Consider the following 23,066-nt stretch of genomic DNA (forward strand, 5'->3'; position numbering starts at 1 on the left):
GTCGGGTGAGCGATACCGTCGATCAGTCCCGGCTCTACCCGCGCGTGACCAGTTTCCGGTTCCGGCGTGGCACCCTGACCCCGGGCCAGCGCAACAATTGGGAGCGCCTCTGGCCGACGCTGGGCCGCGATCTGCGCACCGGCGCCGACCCCGACGGGAAGGTCGTGGAACCGCCGCTGGACGCGCCCGCGTGGTTCGGGCGCCAGGCGCCGCTGATCCTGGAGATCGGCTCGGGCACCGGGATCTCGACGGCGGCGATGGCCGCCGACGAGCCGCAGTTCGACGTGATCGCCGTCGAGGTCTACCAACCGGGGCTGGCCCAGCTGGTGGGCCTGGTAGACCGCAACGGGTTGACCAACGTCCGGATGATCCGCGGCGACGCCGTCATCGTCCTCAACGAGCTGATCGCGCCCCAGAGCCTGCAGGGGATCCGGGTCTTCTTCCCCGACCCGTGGCCCAAGGCCCGCCACCACAAACGACGGCTGATCCAGTCGGGGACGTTGGCCGCGATGGCCGAGAAGCTCGTCGACGGCGGGGTGCTGCACATCGCCACCGACCACGCCGACTACACCGAGTGGATCCGCGAGCTCCTCGACAACCAGGACACCTCGCGCACCCACCTGGTGGAATTGCCCGGGGACAGCCCCATCTCGCTGGCCCGGCCGACCACCAAGTTCGAGGGCCGCGCCGCCGACGAGGGGCGGGTCGTCACCGAATTCGTCTACACCCGAGCCGAGGGGGACCGATGAGCGCCGAACGGACCGACAGCCCGGCGGGAACCGGCGACATCATCTCCGGCCAGACGGCGGCCCGGCGCGTGCTGCTCGTCTGGGACGCCCCGAACATGGACATGGGGTTGGGTGCCATCATCGGCGGCCGGCCCACCGCCTCGCACCGGCCGCGCTTCGACGCGATCGGCCGCTGGCTGCTGGCGCAGACCGATCGGCTGCGCGCCGCCGACGACCGGCGCCCGGCCGGCACCGCGGGCGAGATCGAACCGGAGGCGACGGTCTTCACCAACGTCAGCCCGGGCAGTGCCGACGTGGTGCGCCCCTGGGTCGACGCGCTGCGCAACGTCGGCTACGCGGTGTTCGCCAAGCCGAAGGTGACCGACGACACCGACGTGGACGAGGACATGCTCGCTCACATCGATCTGCGCCACCACACCACCGGCCTCGCCGGGCTCATCGTCGCCTCCGCCGACGGTCAGGCCTTCCGCGGACCGCTGCTGGCGCTGGCCGGCGACGGCGTGCCCGTCACCGTCATCGGATTCCGGGAACACGCCAGTTGGGCGCAGGGACTCGACGGCATCTCCTTCGTCGACCTGGAGGACATCCCCCAGGTGTTCCGCGAGCCGTTGCCGCGGATCTCGCTGGACGCGCTCCCCGACGACGGGGCCTGGCTGCCGCCGTTTCGACCGCTCGCCTCACTCCTGCGCTAACCGCGCGCCGGGCGACACCCGGCGGAGAAATCCTGCGACTTTCGGGCCTGCTCAGTTTGTATTCAGGCGGTTCCTGGAAGAATGGGCCGACGTGGGTCTGCTGCGAACGCGGCCGAAACCCGGCAGCCGACGAAAGGAACGCAGGTGTTCGGATGGATCGGCGCGTTCGCCTATCGAATGCGGTACACCGTCATCGCGGTGATGGTGGCGTTGATGGCGGGCTTCGGCCTCTACGGCCTCGACTTGTCCAAGCACCTGTCGCAGAGCGGGTGGTTCGACCCCACGTCGGAGTCGGCCAAGGGATCGGTCATCGCCGACAAATCGTTCGGCCGCGACCACAAGTCCGACATCGTCTTGCTGATCACCCCGCCCGCCGGAGTCAAGGTCGACGACCCCGAGTTCGGCGCCAAGGTGGAGAACTTCGTCACCGACCTCACCACCAACCCGAAGACCAAGGACCTCGTCGGCCGCGACAAGCCCGGCATCATCGACCCGTTTTACCTGCCCGACAACGCGTCGACGGCCGCCAAACTGGCCCACGACGTCGTCCGCCAGCGCACCTTTAACGAGGATAAGACCAAGGCGTTCATCAGTATCGGCGTCGTCGGCGATGACGACACGACGATCCTCAACAACTTCAAGAAGCTCCAACCCGCGTTCGAGAACATCGACGAGCGCTTCGACCTGCAGGGCACCACGTTCGAATTGGCCGGGTTGCAGCCGATCGCCAATTCGATGGCGATCGGCATGGAGCACGACATCAAACGCGCCGAGGTGATCGCCCTCCCCGTCGTCGCCCTGATGCTCCTCTTCGTCTTCGGTGGCGTCATCGCCGCCGCCCTCCCGGTGTTCATCGGCGGACTCACCATCGCCGGCTCGCTGGGCATCATGAAATTCCTGACCCAGGTCACCGAGGTCAACGTGTTCGCCCAGTCAGTGGTCACCCTCATCGGCCTGGGTATCGCCATCGACTACGGCCTGTTCATCGTCAGCCGGTTCCGAGAAGAGTTGGCCGAGGGGTACACCACCAAGGCCGCGGTGCGAAGAACCGTGATGACCGCCGGCCAGACGGTGTGGTTCTCCGCGACGATCATCATCGCGGCGATCGCCTGTCTGCTCATCTTCCCGCAGGCCTTCCTCAAGTCCGTCGCCTACGGCGCGATCGCGTCGGTGGCCCTGGCCGCGTTCCTGTCGATCACAGTGCTGCCGGCGATCCTGGGCATCCTCGGACCCAAGGTCGACGCCTTCGGTTTCTCCTTCCTGCGCCGCACCAAGACCAAGCAGGAGATCGAGGACGGCTTCTGGGGCAAGCTCTCCGGCTGGGTGATGAAGCACCCGCTCAAGACGGCGATCCCCACCGTCCTGTTGCTGCTGGCACTGATCATCCCGTTCGGCAACATCCAGTTCGGCGGCATCAGCGAGCGCTACCTGCCGCCGGACAACGCGACCCGCATGGCCCAGGAGGCCTTCGACGCCAAGGACGCCTTCCCCCGGGAGCGCACCGAGGAAGTCAAGATCATCGTCGTCTACCGCGTCGACAGCGATGAGGACCAGAACAAACTGGTCGCCCTGCAGAACGCTGCCAACGCCCACGACTCCAAGGTGGGCCCCGAGCAGAAGTTCTTCGCCAAGCCGTTCTCCTTCTCCGAGGACGACGGCGGGTTGTCGGCCATGTACCCCGGCAGCGAGGAGTACGGCGTCCAACAGATGTCGGCCGGGTTCTCCGAGGCCGCGCGCCAATCCCCGACCCGGCAGAACGAGGCGATCAAGTACCTCCGCGGGCTCGACCACCAGGGGCTGCGCGTGTACATCGCCGGCACCCCGACGCTGACGCAGGACTCGATCGACGCCCTGCTGTCGCGGCTGCCGCTGATGACGATCATGCTGGTGCTCGTCACCGGATTCCTGATGTTCCTGGCCTTCGGCTCGATCGTGCTGCCGATCAAGGCGGCACTCGTGTCGGCCCTGGGCCTGGGTGCGACCCTGGGCATCCTGACCTGGATCTTCGTCGAAGGGCACGGCTCGGGCCTGCTGAACTTCACGCCGGGTCCGCTGTTCGCCGCGGTCCTGGTGCTGATCATCGCGATCGTGTTCGGCCTATCGACGGACTACGAGATATTCCTGCTGTCCCGCATGGTGGAGGCGAGACAGAAGGGTGCCTCGACGACGGAGGCGATCCGCGTCGGCACCGCCCACACCGGCCGCATCATCACCGCCGCCGCCGCGATCCTCGTCGTCGTCACCGGGGCCTTTGCCCTGTCGGACATCGTGATGATGAAGTACATCGCCTTCGGCATGATCGCGGCGCTGATCCTCGATGCGACGATCATCCGCATGCTGCTGGTGCCGTCGACGATGAAGCTCCTCGGCGACGACTGCTGGTGGGCGCCGCAGTGGATGCAGACCCTGCAGCGCAAAGTCGGGCTGGGCGAGACGATCCTCGACGTCGAGCCGGACCAGATGGTCGACACCGAGGTCGCCGCAGCCCGCTCGATGTCGGCGGGCACGGTCATCGCCACCGCCCCGACCTCCGCGTTCCGCAGCCCGCTGCGCGGCTCGCGCGCCTCGCGCCGCGAATCGGCGGCCACCACCGTCATCCCCGCGCCGCGCCCGGCCACCCCGCCGACGACGCGCAGTGCACAGCCACCGATCCCGGCGCCGCCGGCGCCCACCCCGGCGCCGCCGAGCACCCCCGTGGAGCCCGAGCAGCCGCCGGTCACCGCGCGTCCCGCCGGGCCGCCGCAGCCTCGGGTGCGGCGCTCGACCCGGGTGGCCCCGACCACCGCCGCGGTCACGCCGAGCGGGCCGAACCCGGCCACGCCGGCGGTCACCCCGAGCGGGCCGAACGCCGCGGTCCCCGACGCCCCCGACACCGGCGGGTGGAAGCTGGGCGAGGGCGGCATCCGGCTGACCGGCGGATCGGCATCGGCATCGGCCGAGACCGACCCCGACGACGGCGACGGCAAACGCGCCGCGGGCAACCGGGATCAGGAGATCAGCGTGCAGGACCTGATGCGGCGCTCACGCGGCCAAGACGGCCAGGCGACGTAGCCCGACTCAGTCGTCGGCCTCGTCGAGGCCGTGTTCGATTGCGTACCGGGCCAGTTCGACGCGGTTCGCCAGCTGCAGCTTCCGCAGCGACGACTGGACGTGGTTCTCCACCGTCCGGTGGCTGAGAAACAGCTTCGCGGCGATCTGTTTGGCCGTCATGCCCTTCGCGACGTAGCGCAGCACCTCGGTTTCGCGCGGCGACAGGACCGGCTTCTCCGGGTCGTCCCCGCCCGCCGACATCCGGCGAAACTCCCCCAACACCAGCCCGGCCAGCCCGGGGGTGAAGACGGCCTGCCCGTCGGCGGTGGCCCGCACCCCGGCGACCATCTCCTCCCGCGACGCGCTCTTGACCAGGTATCCGGTGGCCCCGGCCTTGACCGCCTCGAGCACGTCGTCGCGCTCGTCGGAAGCCGACAAGACCAGCACCCGCGACGACGGGGAGGCGGCCAGCACCTCCGCGGTGGCCTGCGCCCCGGTCCCGTCGGGCAACTGCATGTCCATGAGCACGACGTCGGGGGTGACCGCGGTGGCCCGCCGCACGGCCGCACCCACCCCGTCGGCGGTGGCGACGACCTCGAACCCCTCGGCGGTCAAGTCGCGCTCGATTCCGTCGCGCCACATCGGGTGGTCGTCGACGACCATCACGCGGATTGTCATGCCTGCTCCTCGTCGCGGCGGATCTTGTCATCGTGCACGGGCACGGTCAACTCCCAGTCTGTCCCCGCCCCCGGGGTCGAATCCAATTCGACCCGCCCGCCGAGCGCCTCGATCCGCCCGACGATGGCCTGGGCGACGCCGAGGCGGCCATCGGCGGCGGCCTCGTCGAGCCGGCCAGGTTCGATGCCGACGCCGTCGTCGCGGATGCTGATCACCAACTCGTCGCCGAGGTCTTCGAGCAGCACGAACGCCCGGGCACCCGGCCCGGCGTGGCGGATCACGTTGTCCAGCGCGTTGAGCACGGCGCCGTCGATCTCCGCCCCGACCTGCGATGGGACCGACACCGCCTCGCGCGGGGTGGAGACGGAGACGTCGGCGGCGCTGTGTCGGCGCAGCAGCACCGCCAGGTCGACCCGGTCGGCGGCGGCGCGCGCAGTGGCGTCGGCGTAATCGCGGTCCTCGTCGGCCCGCTCGGTCAGGAACGCCCGCAGGGCCCGCTCCTGTTCCCCGGCCAGCTCGGCGAGCTCGGCGGTGTCCCCGCCGATCTCCCGGCCCCGCCGCGAGATCAGGGCCAGTACCTGCAGGACGCCGTCATGGACGTGGCGGGCCAGCCGGTCGCGCTCCTCCCCCGCCGCCGCGTAGCGCGCGGCCTGGGTGAGCAGTTCGTGGTTGCGCCGTCCGCTCGTCGCCGCCCAGCCCACGACGAGGCCGAGGAAGAGCAACTGGATGAGTTGGGCGTTGCGGCCGAAGTCCAGATTCACATCGCCCTTGACGGTGATCGACGAGACCCACACCAGCACCCCGGTCAGCGCGCCGCCGGTCGCCCCGCCCAGGATCGCTGCGGAGATGATCGCGTTGCACGCCCACAGCGTCGTCGGCCATGCCTGGTTGTCGGCGATCCACTCGTCCGAGGCGACCAGCGACGTCGAGAACAGCAGTCCCACGGTCACCGCGATCTCTGCGCCCACCCACAACCAGTTGCGGCCGAAGCCGACGAGGTAGGCGACGCCGCAGGCGACCGACCAGGCGATCAGCACGGTGAACAGCGCCAGGGTCACCCGCGGCCGCTCCAACGAGTCGTTGACCGCGATCTGGAACCCGACGGCGTACACCAACGACAACGCGCGGAATACCTGCGCGGCGCGCCACAGCGGTGCCGAGGCATCCTCGTCGATGCGTTCGCGCACCCGGACCAGCCAGGCCCGCCGCGCCTCCGCCCGAGACTGGTCCATCGGCTCCGAAGCGGTCACCGGGTGTCCCACGTCGGGTCGTCGGGCTCGGCGCTGAGCGTGACTCCCCCGCTCTCGCCCACCGACCGCCCCGGCGCACCCTCCGCGGCGAGGCGGCGCGGCCAGGCGTGCAGCTCGTGCACCGCGGTGTTGATGAAGGCGATCAGCGGGACGGCGAGCAGGCCGCCGACGATGCCGGCCAAAACGATGCCGGCCGCGATGCCCAGCACCACCGCGACCGGGTGCAGGCGCACCGACCGTCCGAGCAGGAAGGGCTGCAGCACGTGGCTCTCCAACTGCATCACCGCGACGACGATGATCAGCGCTATGACGGCGGCGAGCCATCCGTTGGTCACCAGGGCCACCAGCACGGCGACACCACCGGTGAGCAGTGCACCGACGATCGGGATGAACGCGCCGAGGAAGACCAGCGACGCCAACGGCAGGGCCAGCGGGACACCGATGAACGCCAGACCGATGCCGATGCCCACCGCGTCGACGAGGGCCACCGCCACCGTGGCCCGCACGTACCCGACCAGGGTGCCGAAGCCGGCGTGGCCGGCCGACTGGACGCGCTCGCGCTGCGCGGCGGGCACGAATCGGGTCAGGTACTTCCAGATCTGGCCCCCGCCGTAGAGGAAGAAGATCATCAGGAACAGCGTCAGGAAGGCACCGGTGATGATCTCGGTCGCCGTCGTCGCGGTCGCGAGCGCACCGCTGGTCACCTTCTCCTGGTTGTGGTTGATGAAGTCGATGACGTCCTTGCCGACGTTGTCGACCTGCTTCTTGTCCATCCCCAACGGCCCGCTGATCAGCCAACTCTTGACGCTGTTGACCGTGGCGGTCACCTGTTTGGTCAGTTCGGGCAGTCCGTTGATGAACTCCCGGACGACGAAGGTCAACACCAAGCCGAGGGCGCTCAACATGCCGACCATGGCGATGATCACCGCGACCGATCGGGGCAGCCCGTTGCGGTCCATGAAGTCCACGAGGGGCACCAGCATCGCCGTGCCGAGCACCGCGATCGCCACCGGAACCAACACGGTGTCAAACTTCATGAAGGCGACGAAGAGCGCGACCAACAGCGCGCCGATCACCAACAGGCGCCACGACCAGGCGGCGGCGGCGCGGACCCCGGGCGGCACCGGATGCGGCGACGGATTTGCAGTTTCGCTCATGCGCCCCAGACTAGGCAGTTCAGGCCCCATACCGGGTTAGGTAACCTATCCGGCATGGCACAATCGCGTCGCGCGATCTGGCAACGCAGCAGAAAAGCGCTTCGCTGGGTCATGTTGGTCGCGATCATCGCGGTCCTCGTCGTCGAGGGCTACCTCGTCCGCGACCAGTTCTCCACCGCGTGGGGCCGCATCGGCGACATCCACTGGGGCTGGCTCAGCGCGTGTTTCGTGGCTTCGATGGCCAACCTCGACAGTTTCGCCCGCGTTCAGCGCGCCCTGTTCCGCTCGGCCGGCGTCATCGTCTCGCAGTGGCGCTCGCTCTCGGTGGTCTTGGCCGCCAACTCGCTGAGCCAGACGATGCCCGGCGGCCAGGTCCTGGCCCCCGCGTTCACCTACCGCGAGACGCGCCGGTGGGGCGCCAACCCGGTCGTCGCGTCGTGGCAGGTCGTCATGTCCGGCCTGCTCGCCGGTGTCGGCCTCGCGACCCTGGGTATCGGCGGGGCGGTACTGGCGGGTGCCCGGACCAACCCGTATTCGACGATGTTCTCCATCCTCGGCTTCATCGCCTTCGTCGCCGTGCTGCAATACCTGGCCAGCCACCCGGCCACCGTGCACACCCTGGGGTCGAAGATCCTCACCTGGTACAACGAACTGCGCAATCGCCCGGTGGACGCCGGCCAGGAGCGGCTGACGAAGCTGATCGACCAGCTCGGTGCCGTGCAGCTGACCCGCAAGGACGCCGGGATCGCCTTTGGGTGGAGCCTGTTCAACTGGATCGCCGACGTCTTCTGCCTCATGTTCGCCTGCTGGGCGATCGGTTCCCACCCCTCCATCGCCGGTATCGCCGTCGCCTACGCCGCGTCGAAGGCCGTCGGCACCGCGATCCCGCTGCTGCCCGGCGGGCTCGGCGTCGTCGACGCGGCGATGGTCGCCGCCCTCGTGCCGGCCGGGATGACCACCGGTGACGCGGTGGTGGCGGTCATCCTGTACCGCCTGGTCAGCTGGGTGCTGGTGTCGCTCGTCGGATGGGTCGTCATCATCGTCATGTTCCGGTCGCGAATTCGGACCGCCGAGGATTCAGCCGACGAGTTCGAGGAAAGCCTGCGCACCGCGACCCCGGCCGACCCGGATCGGCCGCTGCTCGGATTCACCGACGACCAGCGACGATTGATCCTCGGGCACCCCCTCCCCGAGGACCCGATCCCCGGGCGCGGTGGCAGGTTCGGCGCCGATACGAGCGGTTGCGACGACGACGACGGTGACGCCGGAGACGACCGGCCGCCCGAGGACGACGCCTGGAAGCTACCGTAGAAGGCGATGACATCCGGGGTGAGAGCACAACAAACACGCACGGCGCTGCAGCTTCCGCTGCTCGTCACCGCGCTCGTGGACGCGGCGATGATCGTGGTGTTCGCGGCGACGGGGCGGCGCAGCCACGACGAAGGGCTGTCGGTTCTCGGGATCGTCGACACCGCCTGGCCGTTCCTGGCCGGCGCCGCGGTCGGATGGTCGCTGACGTACGTCTACACCCACATCGGGACGACGGACCAGCCCGGCTCGCGCGCCTTCCGGCCCGAGCGCGTGGTGCCCTACGGCATCGCCATCTGGTTCTTCACCGTCGCCGTCGGGATGGCGCTGCGGGCGGTGCTGCACCAGGGCACCGCGGCCTGGTTCATCGCTGTCGCGACACTGTCCTTGTGCGTCTTCCTGCTCGGTTGGCGCACCGTGGCCGCGCGCCTGTACCACCTGGTGCGGCGCTAACCCACGCCTCCGCCGGGTGATCGGCGGTCAGCGGACCTGTCAGCGGACCTTGAGGTACTTCTGCATCGCCTGCAGCGCGGCGGTGCCCGATCGCTGGCCCTCGGTGTAGACGACGATCACCTTGTTGTCGATGATGCCGAGGAACCACCCCGGGCCGTCGGGGCCGTTGGTGCCGACAAGTGCGCGCAACCCCTTCGCGTCGGTGAGGTCGCTGGCGTCTCCCCGTCGCACGGTCGTGGCCATGGCGTCGAGGATCGGGCGCACCAGGTCGCCGTCGAGCGACCCGAGCCGTCCGCCTTCGATCTTGGTGACCTGGCCGGAGACGATGTAGGGCGCTGCGGCGGATTTCTCGCCGGCGACGGCCCGACCCAGCGCGACACCGAGCGCGCCGACGTTGAGCATGGAGGCGCGGACTTCGCCCGGACGGTAGTCGATGCGCTCGACGCCGAGGCCGTTGCGCTGCGGCGACGAGGCACCCGGCACCGTGAACGCCACGCCCAGACCCAGCCGGTCCAACACCTCGTCGGTGCCGATGTTGTGGGCCTTGGCGTAGGCGGTCACCGCGTCGAAGACCGCGGCCAACGACGACCCGGTCGTGTACTCGCCGTCGATGTTGATCCCACGGTCGGTGGCGGCCTGGTTACGGGCCATACCGAGGATGCCGCCGGTCCTCGCGTCGAGCGCCAGCACCGTCGTCGGCTGGGCCACCTCGATGGCGGCGATCCCCACCGCACGCTGGACCTTCGGATCGACCGTGGTGGTGATGTTGCGGGCCGCCGGTCCCTGATGGCCGTCGAGGCGGTTCGGCGCCTCACCCGGCTGCTGGACGACGATCTGCCAACCGGCGGTGGCGTCCCGGATGGCCTGCCAGTAGTTGCTCAGACCCTCCTCAAGCGGTGAGCTCAGCTGCCGATCGGTCATGACCAGGCGCTCGGTCCGGCGCACGGTGACGCCGCGGATCTTCGCCGGGTCGCCGGCCAGGACCTTCATGTCGGGGTCGCGCAGCGCCACGGCGACGACCGGCTCGCCGGGACTGCTCGAGATCTTCTTGAGAATGACGTCGGAGGTGACCTGCGGGGCCATCGGCGCGATCACCCGGGCGACGGCAGCCACCGTCCGGCCGATGTTCTCGGTCCGCGAGGTGTCGATGACGACCTCGTTGATCGGCTGCATGACCATGAAGGGCTGGTTGCGCCGCGAGAGCACCCGCGGGGCGGGACGGGCGTCGGTACGGATCTCGTTGATCCGCCCGCCCGGCCGCAGCCCCGGGTAGATGATCGCCGGCTCCCACTGCACGCGCCAGCCGGTGGACAGTTCGCGCGCGGTGCCCTGGGTCTCCACGACGAATTCGCGGCGCTTGGCCGTCCCCGTCTCGTCTCCCTCACCGCCGGTGTTCCAGTGGTAGGTCGTCTTCAGGGTGAACCCGGCGGTGCCGTCGCTGTAGCCGACGGTGCGCAGGACCTTCGCCTCGACATTCGACGCGTGCATCCCGTCCATCGTCTCGGTCAGCTCGGTGCTGGCCTGCCCGGGTGCGGTGGTCAGCGACGCCGCGTGCTGGATGTTCTGCTGGGAGACCGCCGACGCGAAGTCGTTGATGACCGCGGCGGCCGCGGCCGGTTCCGACGAGCACGAGGTGAGCGCAGCGCAGCACGCCCCGACCGCGGTGACGGCAATCGCCGCCCGCGGCACCCAGCCACGTCGGGCGCGTCCGTCGTCGACCCCAGAAAACATCATGAGTCCCATAAGTAACAATCTTCACATCTGTCGCAGTCTTCCTGCGACTTCTCCGGGCACCGTCTCCGTTACAACCCCATCACGCCCCCATAACGCCGACTGGGCCCTCCTTTTCGCCGACTGGGCCCTCGATCTCGTCGACTGGGCCCTCGATCCCACCGAGTGGGCCCTCATTCCTGCCGAGTGGGCCCTGTTCTTCGCCGACTGGGCCCTCAATCTCGCCGAGTGGGCCCTCGGCTCCTCGACGTCCACGCCGTCGGGTGCACACTGGAGACATGGGTTTCTCGGTGCATCGGGCCGGCGACCGGTTCACCACGACGACGGACTGGTTGTCGTCGGCGCACAGCTTTTCCTTCGGCGATCACTACGATCCGGCGAACACGCATCATGGCGTCCTTCTCGTCCACAACGACGAGACATTGCGGCCGGGCCAAGGTTTCGATACCCACGCCCATCGCGAAACCGAGATCATTACGTGGGTGAGGTCGGGAAGCCTGGTCCACCAAGACTCGCGGGGCAACAGCGGGATCGTCTACCCGGGCCTGGCCCAGCGGATGAGCGCCGGCACCGGGATCGAGCACTCTGAACGCAACGACACCTGGAGCGACGACGGGTTGCGGGTCGAGGGTTCCGGGCTCGTCGACGTCAGCTATGTCCAGATGTGGGTCATGCCCGACGAGCCCGGCATCGACCCGGGCTACGACCAGGCCGACATCGATTCCGAACTCACCGCGGGCGGCCTGATTCCCGTCGCCTCGGGCGATGCCGACGTCGATTCGGCCATTCGACTCGCGAATCGTGCGGCGACGCTGTGGGTGGCCCGCCTGCAGAAGGGCGGACGCACGGTCCTGCCCGGGGGGAGGTACGCCCATGTCTTCGTCACGGCCGGGGAACTCCGCGTCGAAGGAGAAGTTCTCGGGGTCGGAGACGCGATGCGTGCGGTCGACCTCGGTGGGACGCCCCTCGTCGGGAACGGCGACGAGACGTCTGAGGCGCTCATCTGGGTGATGCGCAAGGGCCTCGGCGAGTAATCGGGGCCCACTCGGCGGGATCGAGGGCCCAGTCGGCAGGAATGAGGGCCCACTCGGCAGGATCGAGGGCCCACTCGGCAGGAATGAGGGCCCAGTCGACGAGATCGAGGGCCCACTCGGCAGGAAGGAGGGCCCACTCGGCAGGAATGAGGGCCCAGTCGACGGACAGAGACGGGCGGAGACCCGGGTGATTCAGGCAGGATGGAGACCGTGACTGCGACGACTCCCACCTCCGGCATCGACCTCTCCTTCATCGACGACACGGTGCGCGCCCAGGACGACCTGTACGCCCACTTCAACGGCAAGTGGCTGGCCACCCACGAGATCCCGGCCGACCGCAGCATCGACGGCTCCTTCATCGTCCTGCGCGACCGCGCCGAGGAGAACGTGCGCGACCTGATCGTCGCCGCGTCGCAGTCCGCGGCCGAATCTGGCACCGACGAGTGCAAGATCGGCGACCTCTACAACTCCTTCATGGATGTCGACCACATCGAGGCCCTGGGCATCGGGCCGATCGCCGACGAGCTGGTCGCCATCGCCGAGATCACCACTGCTGAAGCCCTCGCCCGCCGGATCGGTCGACTCCAGCGCCACGGCGTGGCCGGCTTGATCGGCTGCTACGTCGACACCGACGCCAAGAACTCGTCGCGCTACCTGGTCCACCTCACCCAGTCCGGCATCGGTCTGCCCGACGAGAGCTACTACCGCGACGAGAAGCACGCGCAGACCCGCGCGGCCTACCGCGACCACGTCGAGGCGATGTTCGCGCTCGCCGACCTGCCCGATCCGGCCGGCGCCGCGACAACCGTGCTCGACCTGGAGACCGCGATCGCCGCGCACCACTGGGACGTCGTCGCCCGCCGCGACGCCGAACGCTCCTACAACCTCCTCTCCTACGGCGACCTTGAAACCGCGGCCGGCGCCTTCGACGCCGAGCAGTGGATCGCCGGCCTGGGCACCAGCCACGACCCGGTCTTCGCCGAAGTCGTCGTCCGCCAGCCCGACTTCATCTCCGGGATCGGCGAGCTCGTCGCCTCCCGGCCGCTGGAGGACTGGAAGACCTGGCTGCGCTGGAAGCTCCTCCACTCCGCCGCGCCGTACCTCCCGCAACGCTTCGTCGACGAGAACTTCGCCTTTTACGGCCGCACCCTGTCCGGTGCGCCGGAGATCCGGGAACGCTGGAAGCGCGGCGTCGGATTCGTCGAGGGGGCCATGGGATTCGCGGTTGGCCGGCTCTACGTCGACGAGCACTTCCCCGCCGCCGCCAAGGCCCGCATGGACGAACTGATCGCCAACCTCGTCGAGGCCTACCGCCGCAACATCTCCGACCTGGAATGGATGACCCCGACGACCCGCACCAAGGCCTTGGCGAAGCTCGAGGCCTTCAACCCCAAGATCGGCTACCCGGCCCGGTGGCGCGACTACTCGGCGCTGCTCGTCGACCGCGGCGACCTCATCGGCAACGTCGCGCGGGCCTCGGCCTACGAGTACGACCGCGAATTCGGCAAGATCGGCCAACCGGTCGACCGCGACGAATGGTTCATGACCCCGCAGACGGTCAACGCGTACTACAACCCGGGGATGAACGAGATCGTCTTCCCCGCCGCGATCCTGCAGCCGCCGTTCTTCGACGCCGACGCCGACGATGCCGCCAACTACGGCGGGATCGGTGCGGTGATCGGCCACGAGATCGGCCACGGCTTCGACGACCAGGGCGCCAAGTACGACGGCGACGGCAACCTCGTGGACTGGTGGACCGACGAGGACCGCACCGAGTTCGCGGCCCGCACCCGCGCGCTGATCGACCAGTACAACGAGTTCACCCCGACCGGCCTGGATGCCGAGCACAAGGTCAACGGCGAGTTCACCATCGGCGAGAACATCGGCGACCTCGGCGGCCTGTCGATCGCGCTCGTCGCCTATTGGCTGGCGAACCCGGACCCGCCGGTGATCGACGGGATGACCGGCGAGCAGCGGCTGTTCTACAGCTGGGCCCAGATCTGGCGGTCCAAGACGCGCGACGAGGAGGCCATCAAGCGCCTCGCGATCGATCCGCACTCGCCGCCGGAGTTCCGCTGCAACGGCGTGCTCCGCAATGTCGACGCCTTCTACGACGCTTTCGACGTCGAGCCGGGCGACGATCTGTACCTCGAGCCGGCCCAGCGGGTGCGCATCTGGTAGCCCATAACTAGAACGTGTTCTAGTATGGCGGTCGTGGATGTCTCCTACGACGCGACCAAGCGCGAACTGACCACCGACAAGGGCGTACTCCGCTACCACGAGGCGGGATCGCCCGACGCTCCCCCGCTGATCCTGCTGCACGGATCGGGGCCGGGCGTGAACGGCTGGCGCAACTACCGCGGCAACCTCGGGTTCTTCGCCCAGACGCACCGCGCGCTTGTCCTCGAGTTCCCCGGCTTCGGTGTCAGCGACGCCGTCGAGGGGCACCCGGTGATGACCGCCGGCTCCTCGGTGATCCGCTTCATGGATGCGCTGGGCATCGAGTCGGCGCCGATCATCGGTAACTCGATGGGCGGTGTGGTGGGTGTCAACCTCGCCATCAAGAAGCCTGAGCGGGTCGCCAAACTCGTGACCATCGGCGGTGTGGGACCCAACATCTTCAGCCCGACCCCGACGGAGGGCCTGCGGCTGCTGCAGGAGTTCACCGACGCCCCCGACCGCGACAAACTCGTACGCTGGCTCAACTCGATGGTTTACGACCGTTCCCTGGTCACCGAGGAACTCATCGAGGAGCGCTGGGCGGCGGCCACCAATCCCGACGCACAGCAGACCGCGGCAATGATGTACGGCTCCAAGGCTTTTGAGATGCAGCAGCAGTTCATGGCCGCCTCCGACGCGCCCCCCTACTGGGCGATGATGCACAAAGTCTCGTGCCCGACGCTGCTGACCTGGGGACGCGACGACCGGGTCAGTCCGCCGGATATGGCCATGGTTCCGATGCGCCTGATCCCCGACGCGCAGCTGCACATCTTCCCCCGGTGCGGACACTGGGTGATGATCGAGGCGAAGCAGGCTTTCGAGTCCACGGTCGCCGCCTTCCTCGCCGACTGAATCGTCGGCGGTAGGCCTCGCCGACCCAAGCGTCGCGCCAGACTACGACGAGGGGCGCAGCGTCGCGACGATCCGGTCGATGACCGACGGTTCCGGCGCCCCGTCGTATCCCTGCCCGATCGAGATCACGAAGATCACCGTGTTGCGCTGGGCCGGGACCCGCGTCGCGATCATGCTGTGCAGGGCTCGGGGCCCGATGCAACGCTTCGGACTGATTCCGCTGACCGACGCGACCTGCTGCACGGCGGGCCGCCCGGCCACCGTGATCGACCGCTCGGAACCCATCTCCACCAGGGGCGGCGGTCCACCCGACGACGAGGTGTAAATCCTTTTGACCGCGCGCTTTTCGACGTCGAGGGCATCACGGATGTCGGGGAGACGGGCGGCACCGCCGAATCCGACGATCGTCGTCTGGGTGCCCAGGCACCGCGCCTCGCGCGACCGCTGGACCGCCGAACTGTCGAGTGCGCGGGCCACACAGAAGCCGAACGGCCCGTCGTCGCAGGGATACTCCCACCCGACGACGCGGTTGCACCCGCTGACCGTCCACTCGGCTGGCACGTCGTAGGTCAGGCCCCAGGTCCCGACCACGGTCTTCCATCCCGGCGGCGTCTGGGCCGTGGGCGTCGCGGCCAGGCCGGTACAGCCGCGGCGCGGTGCCGTGCGGGTGGGCGCCGGCGGAGTCCACCGCTGGGCCTTCGACAGTTCCGCGAGTACGTCATCGGTGCGCGACGACGACGGCTTGCCAAGACTGTGCACCCACAGCCCGCCGACGACCACCGCGATGACCGTCACCAGTACGCCGAGCTTCACCAGTGCCGGGTCGAACCGGCGCGCCGACGGCGGACTTGCCGCGGCCGGACCGGACACGCCCGAGTCGGGCACGGGCGTCCACACATCGCCCTGGTCGTCGACGTAGGGGTCCCGCGCCGGACCGGAGGGGCCGGGCGACGCGCTCACGACGACCCCGGCGCCTTCCGCAGAATAGACACCGCGAAGTCGGCATCATCGCGCCACGGCCGCACGTCCCAGGTCGCCAGGCGCAGGTCGAGGTGCAATCCGGCCTCGTCGACGGCGCGGTCGAAATCGGCCAGCGCCAAGTCGCGGTTGGTGTGGAAGCCGACGACGACCACCCCGTCGTCGGCCAGGTGCGCGGCGAAGCGTCTCAGCACCAGGGCCTCGGTGCCGGGTGCCAGGAAAACCATCACGTTGCCCGCGCACACGATCGCGTCGAACGGCTCACCGATACCACGTGCCGGCAGGTCCAGTTCGGCCAAATCCCCCACCAGCCAGGTCGGGCCGGGGTGGTCGGCGTCGGCCGCCGCGATGAGCTTTGGGTCCACGTCGACGCCGACGACGGCGTGCCCCACCTCGTGGAGGTATCCCCCGACGCGACCGGGCCCGCAACCGGCGTCGAGGATCCGTGAGCCGCGCGGCACCATCGCGTCGATCAGGCGGCCCTCGCCGGCGAGATCGGCACCCTGTTCAGCCATCGTGCGGAAGCGTTCGATGTACCACTCGCTGTGGCCGGGCTCGGTCTCGGTGATCCATCGCGGTTGTGGTGTGGCCATGTCACCGAGCCTAGGCGCTGACCGGGGCTCGGCGGGGCCGGGTCAGTCACCCTCCCGAGGCACATAGGTGGTCACCGGGTCGCCCCGGATCACCGCGACCATGTTCCGGAAGGCATCGCTGCCCGGGTCGTCGAAGTAACCGCCGTGCCCGCGCGAGCCGCGCACACGTTCCCCGTTCGAGTAGTCCCCCGAGTCCATCCGGGTGACCCCCGGCGCGGTGTCCGGATCGCCGCCGTGCATCCCCGACGATTGGGCCGCGTGGATGGGGTCCCCCGGCGGTGTCACTGAGAACCGTTGTGCTGCATCAGGATTGGCCCATGTCTGCGCCCCGCCGGGGAGGACTCCGGTCCCCGACGCCGACGCGTACACGACCCGGTCGGCCCGCAGCCCCAGCTGCTCGGCCGTCCCCACCACAGCGCCGCCGTAGGAGTGACCGATATACGTCGTCGCAGCGCCGGGCACGTGGTCGGCGACCTCGGCGTCGAGCGCCTGTCCGAAGGCCACCAGACCCGGCGCCATCGAGGTTGCGAATCCGGGGCTGACCGCTGCGGCGAGGGTCTGCGGGAAGTCGCCGTCCATGTAGAGGAAGACCGGTCCGCCGCTGCGGTTGGCCAGATTCCACGCGGCGGTGCGGTTGGGCGCCGCCGTCTCGAGGGACGTCCCGGTACCCGGCACGTACACCGCGGCGCCGCGGGTGTCGGGACCCCACCGGCCGAACATCTCGATCGACCGTCCGGCCCCGGCATTGGCGAAGCTCACGAACTGCCGGCGCACCCGTGCGCCGGGACGGTGCGGATCGGCGACCGTCCCGAGCATGCCGCGCAGTTCACGGGCCCGTGCACCGTCGCCGGCTCCCCGTCGGATCTCGTCTTCCAACGCCTCCTCGATCGCCCGGCGGTTCGCGGCAATCCGCACCGGGAAGGGCACCCCGTCGAGCCGTCCCAGCATCTGCGGGTTGGCCGCGACGAGACGGTCGACGTCACCCAGGCTCATGCGCCGCATCAGCTCCCGGCGCTGCTCCGGGCTCATCGCGACGAGACGGTTGACCACCGCGTCCGGGTCCCGACGACCCTCGTCGGTGGCGACCGTGACGTGGCCCCCGACCATCGCCTCCAGGTCCGCGACCAGGCGTGCCAGGCGTGCCGCACGACTCCGGTCGAGCGCGTCGAGCTCGGCCAACGCCCCCGCGACTCTCACCCCCCGTGCCGGCTCCGGCCCATCGGCGTCGACCCCGCGCGGCCGCTCCCCGACCGGTAGGCCCGATTCCTCGGCGACCAGGCGCAGCACCCGGTCGCGCCCCTCGCCCAACTCCGCTCCGGCCTCATCGGCCGCGTCGGCGAACGCCGCGAGCACCCGGGACACCTCGTCGGCATGGTCGGCCTCCTCGGCGATCCGCCGACCGGCCGCCTCGTGTGCACGTCCCCGCCACCGCGCCATCCCCGTCAGATCGGCCCGGGCCGCAGCCACCTCGGTCCGCACCGTGCGGGCGTTGTCGCGCGCCTGGCGCGCGGCCTGCGCCAGGGGCCGGTCGGGCCAGCCGGCGACCTCCTCGACGGTGAGCATCAGCGGTCCGCCAGTCCGTGCAGCGCGCGCCCGGCCGCGGCGTCGTCGTCGACCGCCCGCGCCTGGAACCGCCCGACGATCTGCCCGAGCACGTCGAGCCGGTTGGCGATGTCGACGCCGACGCGCTTGGTGGGGGCGGCAGCCGCGCGGGCCGCAGCCAGGCAGTGGCCGGCGCCGACCGTGTTCGCCAGCTCGTCGACGTCGAGGTTGGCCAAGACCCGGCCGTGGCGACGCCACGAACGGGCCAGTGCCGCCGTCTCGGCCGGATCGACTCCGAAGGTGTGCGTGGATTCCGGTGGGGGACTCATGCATCTTGGACGCAGCGCGGCCCCCGACGGTTCCGTCAGGCCCGGGCGAGGGCGACGAGCTTGGCGACGGTGTTGAGGTTGCGCCCGGTCCCGGTGAACCCGAGAGCGCGTTTGATGACCGCCGGTGTCAGGGCCGATTTACCGGCCCCCTCGTCATACCTAATGTGCAGGTCGTTGCCGATCACGGCGACGTGTTCGGTGGCGGCGACGCGGTCGGCGAGGGCCGCGGCGGCCGCCGCCGTCGGGGTCCCGGTCAGCGCGTAGACGTAGGAGAATTTTGGTTCGACGACGTCGAACGGATGCGCCCGCAGCGCGGCATCGAGCTCGTCGGGGGTGCGACTGATGACCTCGCGGTAGAAGCCGAACTCCGCTTCGATGGCGCGCTCGAGCGCCTCGTCGAACTCGGCCGAGGCACCGGGCGGGGTGTAGAGCAGGTTCCCCGAGGCGATGTAGGTCGAAACATCTTGTGCCCCAAGCATTTCGGCGATCTCACGCAGCCGCGCCATGGGTAGCGTCGCGCCGCCCACGTTGACCGCGCGAAGCAGTGCGATGCGCTCGCTCACCGACGCCGGGCCTACCTGATCGAGGAGAGGTCGGTGCGGATCAGCATCACGTTGTAGTCGTCCCACCGGGAGGCGACGAAGTACAGTGCGCTGCCGGTGTCGCGCGGCCAGATGTAGGGCGCGTAGAGCTTGCTGATCTGCCGGCCGGAGACGATGGTGCGCGGTCCGCTCCACGGTCCTTCCGGGTTCGGCGCGGTGCGCAGCGTGATGCTGCCCTTGCGCGAGGACAACATGACGTAGCGCTTCAGGAAGCTGTTGTAGCGCACCGAGACCTCGGCGATCGGCTCGGTGGCGATCTTCGTCGCGTCGCCGCTGAAACCCGACCACTGCCCGCCACCGCGGTAGTACTGGTAGGCGTTGATGTCGAGGATCCGGTTGGCCGGGACCCGACTCAGGAACAGCGCGCCGTAGCGGCCGTTGGGGGTGCCGTACTGGTAGACCCACGGCCCGTCACGCAGGAACGAGCTGACCTGGAACCGGCCCTGCCCGGTGGCGGTGTTCGGCACGCCCGGGATGTTGAGTTCGTACCGCGAGCGGATGGTGTTGTTCTCCACCCGCCAGGTTTGACCGTTGTCGCGCGAGGTCGCGATCGCCGAGAAGTTGGTCTCCCAACGGCCCGCCGCGCCCCAGCGCAAGATCGACATGAACGACAGGTACTGCACGCCGCCGATCGAGATCGCCGCCGTCGGGATGCGCCCGACCTCGATGTTCTTGATCCCGATGCCGTTGGTGATCGGCTGCGCGAAGTTCGGATGGGCCGCGGTCACCGAGGCACCCGAGCGGATGTTGCCCGGCATCGCGTTGGGGAAGGAGATGCCCTTGGACACGTCGCTGTTGCCGTTGGCGCGCAGCATCGTGTTGTGGCGCCAGACCATGGCACCGTTGCACTTGCCCCAGGTGTCGCCGAACGCCATCAGGACCTGGCCCGAGCCGTTGTCCCACGGGATGCCGACGTCGGTCGAGGTGATCGAGAACCGCTTGTCGGTGCGGTTGGGGCTCAACGGCCCGGTCACCCACTGGACCGTCTGCGACGGGCCGCCGTGCAGCTTCTTCAGCGGCATCTGCGGCTTCTTGCCCGGGGCGGAGTAGCTGCCGAAGTCGAGGCTGCCCATGCCGATCCGCGACGACGCGGCGCTCCCGGTGCTGCCGACGTCGTGGCCAACCGGTCCGAGGGCGTTGCACGGTGAGGCGTGGGCGGTCGGCGGCGTGAGAGTCAGGGCGGTCACGGCCAGGCCGGCGGATAGTGCGGCCACGAGGAGTCGGCGTGCGGGCATGCGGGTACTTCCAATCAAGGATGTTGCTGGTGTGACAATTGTGATTGGTGGTCCGATGCACCGCGAGTGCCGCGACCGAATCGCAACGTCGTCGTGACGGTACCCTCATTTGTCGTGAGTGGCGACACCGACCAAGTTGTGGAGATTTCGACCGACGGCGCATGCCTGGGCAACCCCGGGCCCGGCGGGTGGGGCGCCGTGCTGCGTTACCGGGGCCACGAGAAGCGGATCTCCGGCGCCGTCCCCGATACGACGAACAACCAGATGGAACTGACCGGGGCGATCGAGGCACTCGCCGCGCTCACCAAGCCGTCGACCGTCGTCCTCTATACCGACTCGAGCTACGTCCGCAACGGCATCACCAAATGGGTGGCGGGGTGGCAGCGCAACGGGTGGCGCACCGCGGACAAGAAGCCGGTCAAAAACGTCGAGCTGTGGCAGCGCCTCGTCGACGAGGAGTCCCGCCACAGCGTCACCTGGAAATGGGTCAAGGGCCACAACGGCGACCATTACAACGAGATCGCCGACGAACTGGCCACCTCGGCCGCCAAGTCCCTGCGGGACGGGTGATCCCGACGAGGGTCAGCGCGACGCCACGGCAAAGGTCCGGGTGAACGAGAAGACCGTCCCGAACGACTGGGCCGGATAGGCCTGGCGCAGCGCCGCGCGGTACTCGTCGGCAAACCGGGTGCGCAGATCATCGGGCAGACCCTGCAGGTACGGGCGCGCGCCGGTACCGGAGATCCAGGCGAAAACAGGATCATCACCGGTCAGGACCTGGAGGTAGGTGGTCGACCACGCGTTCACCGCAAATCCGCGGTCGGTGAAGAACCGCAGGTAGTCGTCCGGTTCCACCTGTGCCAGCCGTCGTGCGCCGAGCAGGTGCGGCGCATACGGTTCGCGGCTGGCGAGGTTGTAGAGCAGCCGGTGGGCGGGCTGCCCGGAATTGTTGGGTACGCCGACGGCGACGACGGCGGGGGAGAGGTCGGTGATCAGGCGGTCCAGCACCGCCCACTGGTCCTCGACCCACTGGAACATGGCGTTGGACACCACCAGGTCGACGGGCCCGCCGGACCAAGTCGTGATGTCGGCGGTCTCGTAGCGCACGCGCGGGTCGTCGTTGGTCCTGGTCGCCTGCTCGATCATCGCCGGCGACGAGTCGACGCCCAGGATCGTTGCGTCGGGCCAGCGCTGTCGCAGGTAGTGGGTGAGGTGGCCGGGGCCACAGCCCAGGTCGACGATGCTGTCCACGTCGGCAGGTCCCCGGTCGACCGCGGTGATCAGCTCGAGGAAGGGACGGGTGCGGTGATCGGCGAACGCCAGGTACGTCGACGGATCCCAGGTGGCCACGGTCGCGAGCCTAATCGCGCCTGACGTCGGGTGGCTACGATCGAGGGTGTGGGTCCGGTCGTTGCCGCAATCGCGCAGTATTGGTGGCTGATTTTCCCGATCAGCGCCGTGGCCGGTCCGTGGCTGCACCGGTACAACCGCCAACTGGAGCGGCGGCGTCGCTACAAGCTGGACATGGCGCGGGCGCGCTCGGCCGCACAGATCGAGGAGAACCGCCTCGCACGCGTGAACGCCGAGCAGTTGCGTACGGCGTTGCGCACCCATGACGAGGTGAATCAGCGCTGGTGGGACTATGAAATCGACCTGGCGACGATCATCAGCTATCCCATGCTCGTCGATGTTCGTGAGCCGCTCACCCGCGAATTCCACAAGGCCAAGGCCCGTGCGGATCTCCTGCGCCCGGGCCAGGACGCGAGCCCGACCGGCGTCGACGCGTCAAACCTGGATGCCTCCGAGTTTGTCGAGTACCGCGACGCCGTCCTCGACTTCTCGACGGCGTTCGACGTCGCCGAGCGCGAGGCGCGTCGTCGCAAACAGGCCGACTTCTCACCGGTGGAGCGGGAGTCGTTGGAGCGGGCACGCCGGCTCGTCATGATCGCCGCCGACGAGGCCGCCACGCCGGCCGAGCGTCAAGCCGCGTACCGCAAGGCTCGCAAGGAACTCGACGGACTGATCGAGATCCCCGTCGTCGGCGCACAGTCCCTGGAGCGCTCCATCGCCAAGGAGCTCGAGAGCTGACGCCGGGTGGGTCGCCCCTGTCGTATGGGCATGGCGCCCCCGTCGAGCGGCCTAGAGATATGGCCCTAGAGATATGGCGCGGTGAGGAACTCCAAGAAATGGCCGCTGGGGTCACGCAGATAGACGCCCCGACCGCCGTGTCCGCTGTTCGTTTCACCGGGCTTGGTCATCTGCGGGTCGGCCCAGAACTCGAGTCCTCGCTCGCGCAGACGATCCATCGCCCGATCGAAAAGATCGTCGTCGACGAGAAGCGCGAGATGCTGCGGTTGGATCTCATCAACCGGGGGAGAGGCGAACTGCAGCAACGCCCCCGTGCCCCCGTCGAGCAACAGGTTGCGGAACGGGCCCCAGGCAGGTCCCTCGTCGAGCTCGAAAAGATCCCGGTAGAAGTCGGCCGCGGTGTCGCGGTCCGCTGAGACAATAATGATGTGGTTGAAAGTGACTGTCACAGTGAAGCTTTCGCATACCGCGCCTCCATGCCTGGCGCAGTCCACCATCAACACGCGACGCTGACCGCCACGCTACTCCGGGGCGACCAGTGCCCA

Annotated in this window: 22 protein-coding genes; 10 read left to right on the forward strand and 12 right to left on the reverse strand. The window is 69.1% G+C overall.

Translation table 11 applies throughout. The annotated features are described in order from the left end of the window. Positions 1–5: 5 nt before the first annotated feature. The 3 genes from trmB to nbrcactino_RS00915 all read left to right on the forward strand — a co-directional run bounded on the left by trmB (position 6) and on the right by nbrcactino_RS00915 (position 4,492). The gene (gene trmB, locus nbrcactino_RS00905; protein ID WP_161925655.1) at positions 6–749 is read left to right on the forward strand and encodes a tRNA (guanosine(46)-N7)-methyltransferase TrmB; all 744 of its coding nucleotides are present in this window, start codon (positions 6–8) and stop codon (positions 747–749) included. After that, complete coding sequence (locus nbrcactino_RS00910) at positions 746–1,441, forward strand: NYN domain-containing protein (RefSeq protein ID WP_161925656.1); 696 nt, start codon at positions 746–748, stop codon at positions 1,439–1,441. The genes trmB and nbrcactino_RS00910 overlap by 4 nt, the downstream gene beginning before the upstream one ends. A 144-nt stretch (positions 1,442–1,585) precedes the next feature. Continuing rightward, positions 1,586–4,492 carry an MMPL family transporter gene (locus nbrcactino_RS00915; RefSeq protein ID WP_161925657.1) on the forward strand — a complete coding sequence of 969 codons (2,907 nt, stop codon included), beginning with the start codon at positions 1,586–1,588 and terminating at the stop codon, positions 4,490–4,492. Positions 4,493–4,498: 6 nt separating this feature from the next. On the opposite strand, the gene nbrcactino_RS00920 is transcribed toward nbrcactino_RS00915, so the two are convergent. Genes nbrcactino_RS00920 through nbrcactino_RS00930 form a run of 3 tightly spaced genes read right to left on the reverse strand, consistent with a single transcriptional unit; the run spans position 4,499 to position 7,556 of the window. After that, positions 4,499–5,149, reverse strand: coding sequence for a response regulator (locus nbrcactino_RS00920; protein WP_161925658.1), 651 nt, complete (start codon positions 5,147–5,149; stop codon positions 4,499–4,501). Then, entirely contained in the window at positions 5,146–6,381 is a 1,236-nt protein-coding gene (macS, locus tag nbrcactino_RS00925) for a MacS family sensor histidine kinase (protein WP_161927515.1), read from the reverse strand. Before macS ends, nbrcactino_RS00920 begins: the two co-directional genes overlap by 4 nt. 14 nt (positions 6,382–6,395) lie before the next feature. Beyond that, positions 6,396–7,556: an AI-2E family transporter gene (locus nbrcactino_RS00930; RefSeq protein ID WP_161925659.1), complete on the reverse strand. Its 1,161-nt coding sequence runs from the start codon at positions 7,554–7,556 to the stop codon at positions 6,396–6,398. Between the two features lie 54 nt (positions 7,557–7,610). Between nbrcactino_RS00930 and nbrcactino_RS00935 the strand changes: the two genes are divergently transcribed. Further along, positions 7,611–8,867, forward strand: a complete 1,257-nt coding sequence (locus nbrcactino_RS00935; RefSeq protein WP_161925660.1) for a lysylphosphatidylglycerol synthase transmembrane domain-containing protein — start codon at positions 7,611–7,613, stop codon at positions 8,865–8,867. Positions 8,868–8,885: 18 nt separating this feature from the next. Next, positions 8,886–9,317 (forward strand): DUF3054 domain-containing protein, encoded by a 432-nt coding sequence (locus nbrcactino_RS00940; protein WP_228460598.1) that lies wholly within the window; start codon positions 8,886–8,888, stop codon positions 9,315–9,317. 39 nt (positions 9,318–9,356) lie between these two features. Here the strand turns inward: nbrcactino_RS00940 and nbrcactino_RS00945 are convergent, their stop codons facing one another. Beyond that, positions 9,357–11,060 carry an NTF2-like N-terminal transpeptidase domain-containing protein gene (locus tag nbrcactino_RS00945; RefSeq protein ID WP_228460599.1) on the reverse strand — a complete coding sequence of 568 codons (1,704 nt, stop codon included), beginning with the start codon at positions 11,058–11,060 and terminating at the stop codon, positions 9,357–9,359. A 266-nt stretch (positions 11,061–11,326) separates the two neighbouring features. Between nbrcactino_RS00945 and nbrcactino_RS00950 the strand changes: the two genes are divergently transcribed. From nbrcactino_RS00950 to nbrcactino_RS00960, 3 genes are all read left to right on the forward strand, one after another. Continuing rightward, positions 11,327–12,082 (forward strand): pirin family protein, encoded by a 756-nt coding sequence (locus tag nbrcactino_RS00950; RefSeq protein WP_161925661.1) that lies wholly within the window; start codon positions 11,327–11,329, stop codon positions 12,080–12,082. A gap of 201 nt (positions 12,083–12,283) precedes the next feature. After that, positions 12,284–14,263 (forward strand): M13 family metallopeptidase, encoded by a 1,980-nt coding sequence (locus nbrcactino_RS00955; RefSeq protein ID WP_161925662.1) that lies wholly within the window; start codon positions 12,284–12,286, stop codon positions 14,261–14,263. Positions 14,264–14,296: 33 nt separating this feature from the next. After that, positions 14,297–15,154 (forward strand): alpha/beta fold hydrolase, encoded by an 858-nt coding sequence (locus tag nbrcactino_RS00960; protein WP_161925663.1) that lies wholly within the window; start codon positions 14,297–14,299, stop codon positions 15,152–15,154. Between the two features lie 42 nt (positions 15,155–15,196). Here the strand turns inward: nbrcactino_RS00960 and nbrcactino_RS00965 are convergent, their stop codons facing one another. The 6 genes from nbrcactino_RS00965 to nbrcactino_RS00990 are packed head-to-tail and all read right to left on the reverse strand — an operon-like array spanning position 15,197 to position 20,433. Beyond that, positions 15,197–16,114, reverse strand: a complete 918-nt coding sequence (locus nbrcactino_RS00965) for a DUF8017 domain-containing protein (protein ID WP_161925664.1) — start codon at positions 16,112–16,114, stop codon at positions 15,197–15,199. Next, positions 16,111–16,725 carry a class I SAM-dependent methyltransferase gene (locus nbrcactino_RS00970; protein ID WP_161925665.1) on the reverse strand — a complete coding sequence of 205 codons (615 nt, stop codon included), beginning with the start codon at positions 16,723–16,725 and terminating at the stop codon, positions 16,111–16,113. The genes nbrcactino_RS00965 and nbrcactino_RS00970 overlap by 4 nt, the downstream gene beginning before the upstream one ends. A 42-nt stretch (positions 16,726–16,767) precedes the next feature. Then, complete coding sequence (locus tag nbrcactino_RS00975) at positions 16,768–18,288, reverse strand: hypothetical protein (RefSeq protein WP_161925666.1); 1,521 nt, start codon at positions 18,286–18,288, stop codon at positions 16,768–16,770. Then, positions 18,288–18,596, reverse strand: coding sequence for a hypothetical protein (locus tag nbrcactino_RS00980; RefSeq protein ID WP_161925667.1), 309 nt, complete (start codon positions 18,594–18,596; stop codon positions 18,288–18,290). Before nbrcactino_RS00980 ends, nbrcactino_RS00975 begins: the two co-directional genes overlap by 1 nt. A gap of 35 nt (positions 18,597–18,631) precedes the next feature. Continuing rightward, on the reverse strand, positions 18,632–19,159 hold the full coding sequence (locus tag nbrcactino_RS00985; RefSeq protein WP_161925668.1) for a DUF1697 domain-containing protein: 528 nt from the start codon (positions 19,157–19,159) through the stop codon (positions 18,632–18,634). Between the two features lie 11 nt (positions 19,160–19,170). Next, positions 19,171–20,433, reverse strand: a complete 1,263-nt coding sequence (locus nbrcactino_RS00990; RefSeq protein WP_161925669.1) for a glycoside hydrolase family 183 protein — start codon at positions 20,431–20,433, stop codon at positions 19,171–19,173. A 114-nt stretch (positions 20,434–20,547) separates the two neighbouring features. On the opposite strand from nbrcactino_RS00990, the gene rnhA reads away from it, so the two are divergent. Continuing rightward, positions 20,548–21,003: a ribonuclease HI gene (gene rnhA, locus nbrcactino_RS00995; protein WP_228460600.1), complete on the forward strand. Its 456-nt coding sequence runs from the start codon at positions 20,548–20,550 to the stop codon at positions 21,001–21,003. Positions 21,004–21,015: 12 nt separating this feature from the next. Here the strand turns inward: rnhA and nbrcactino_RS01000 are convergent, their stop codons facing one another. Further along, positions 21,016–21,783 (reverse strand): methyltransferase domain-containing protein, encoded by a 768-nt coding sequence (locus nbrcactino_RS01000; protein WP_161925670.1) that lies wholly within the window; start codon positions 21,781–21,783, stop codon positions 21,016–21,018. 48 nt (positions 21,784–21,831) lie between these two features. On the opposite strand from nbrcactino_RS01000, the gene nbrcactino_RS01005 reads away from it, so the two are divergent. After that, complete coding sequence (locus nbrcactino_RS01005; protein WP_161925671.1) at positions 21,832–22,521, forward strand: hypothetical protein; 690 nt, start codon at positions 21,832–21,834, stop codon at positions 22,519–22,521. 65 nt (positions 22,522–22,586) lie between these two features. On the opposite strand, the gene nbrcactino_RS01010 is transcribed toward nbrcactino_RS01005, so the two are convergent. After that, positions 22,587–22,970 carry a VOC family protein gene (locus nbrcactino_RS01010; RefSeq protein WP_161925672.1) on the reverse strand — a complete coding sequence of 128 codons (384 nt, stop codon included), beginning with the start codon at positions 22,968–22,970 and terminating at the stop codon, positions 22,587–22,589. Positions 22,971–23,066: the final 96 nt, after the last annotated feature.

This window comes from Gordonia crocea, from assembly GCF_009932435.1.
GTDB lineage: Bacteria > Actinomycetota > Actinomycetes > Mycobacteriales > Mycobacteriaceae > Gordonia > Gordonia crocea.

What these genes read in the sequence shown, in the direction of transcription:
- nbrcactino_RS00910 (WP_161925656.1), top strand. Translation starts at nt 746, where the DNA reads ATGAGCGCCGAACGGACCGACAGCCCGGCGGGAACCGGCGACATCATC.
- nbrcactino_RS00920 (WP_161925658.1), bottom strand. Translation starts at nt 5,149, where the DNA reads ATGACAATCCGCGTGATGGTCGTCGACGACCACCCGATGTGGCGCGAC.
- macS (WP_161927515.1), bottom strand. Translation starts at nt 6,381, where the DNA reads ATGGACCAGTCTCGGGCGGAGGCGCGGCGGGCCTGGCTGGTCCGGGTG.
- nbrcactino_RS00930 (WP_161925659.1), bottom strand. Translation starts at nt 7,556, where the DNA reads ATGAGCGAAACTGCAAATCCGTCGCCGCATCCGGTGCCGCCCGGGGTC.
- nbrcactino_RS00935 (WP_161925660.1), top strand. Translation starts at nt 7,611, where the DNA reads ATGGCACAATCGCGTCGCGCGATCTGGCAACGCAGCAGAAAAGCGCTT.
- nbrcactino_RS00945 (WP_228460599.1), bottom strand. Translation starts at nt 11,060, where the DNA reads ATGGGACTCATGATGTTTTCTGGGGTCGACGACGGACGCGCCCGACGT.
- nbrcactino_RS00950 (WP_161925661.1), top strand. Translation starts at nt 11,327, where the DNA reads ATGGGTTTCTCGGTGCATCGGGCCGGCGACCGGTTCACCACGACGACG.
- nbrcactino_RS00955 (WP_161925662.1), top strand. Translation starts at nt 12,284, where the DNA reads ATGGAGACCGTGACTGCGACGACTCCCACCTCCGGCATCGACCTCTCC.
- nbrcactino_RS00970 (WP_161925665.1), bottom strand. Translation starts at nt 16,725, where the DNA reads ATGGCCACACCACAACCGCGATGGATCACCGAGACCGAGCCCGGCCAC.
- nbrcactino_RS00975 (WP_161925666.1), bottom strand. Translation starts at nt 18,288, where the DNA reads ATGCTCACCGTCGAGGAGGTCGCCGGCTGGCCCGACCGGCCCCTGGCG.
- nbrcactino_RS00980 (WP_161925667.1), bottom strand. Translation starts at nt 18,596, where the DNA reads ATGAGTCCCCCACCGGAATCCACGCACACCTTCGGAGTCGATCCGGCC.
- nbrcactino_RS00990 (WP_161925669.1), bottom strand. Translation starts at nt 20,433, where the DNA reads ATGCCCGCACGCCGACTCCTCGTGGCCGCACTATCCGCCGGCCTGGCC.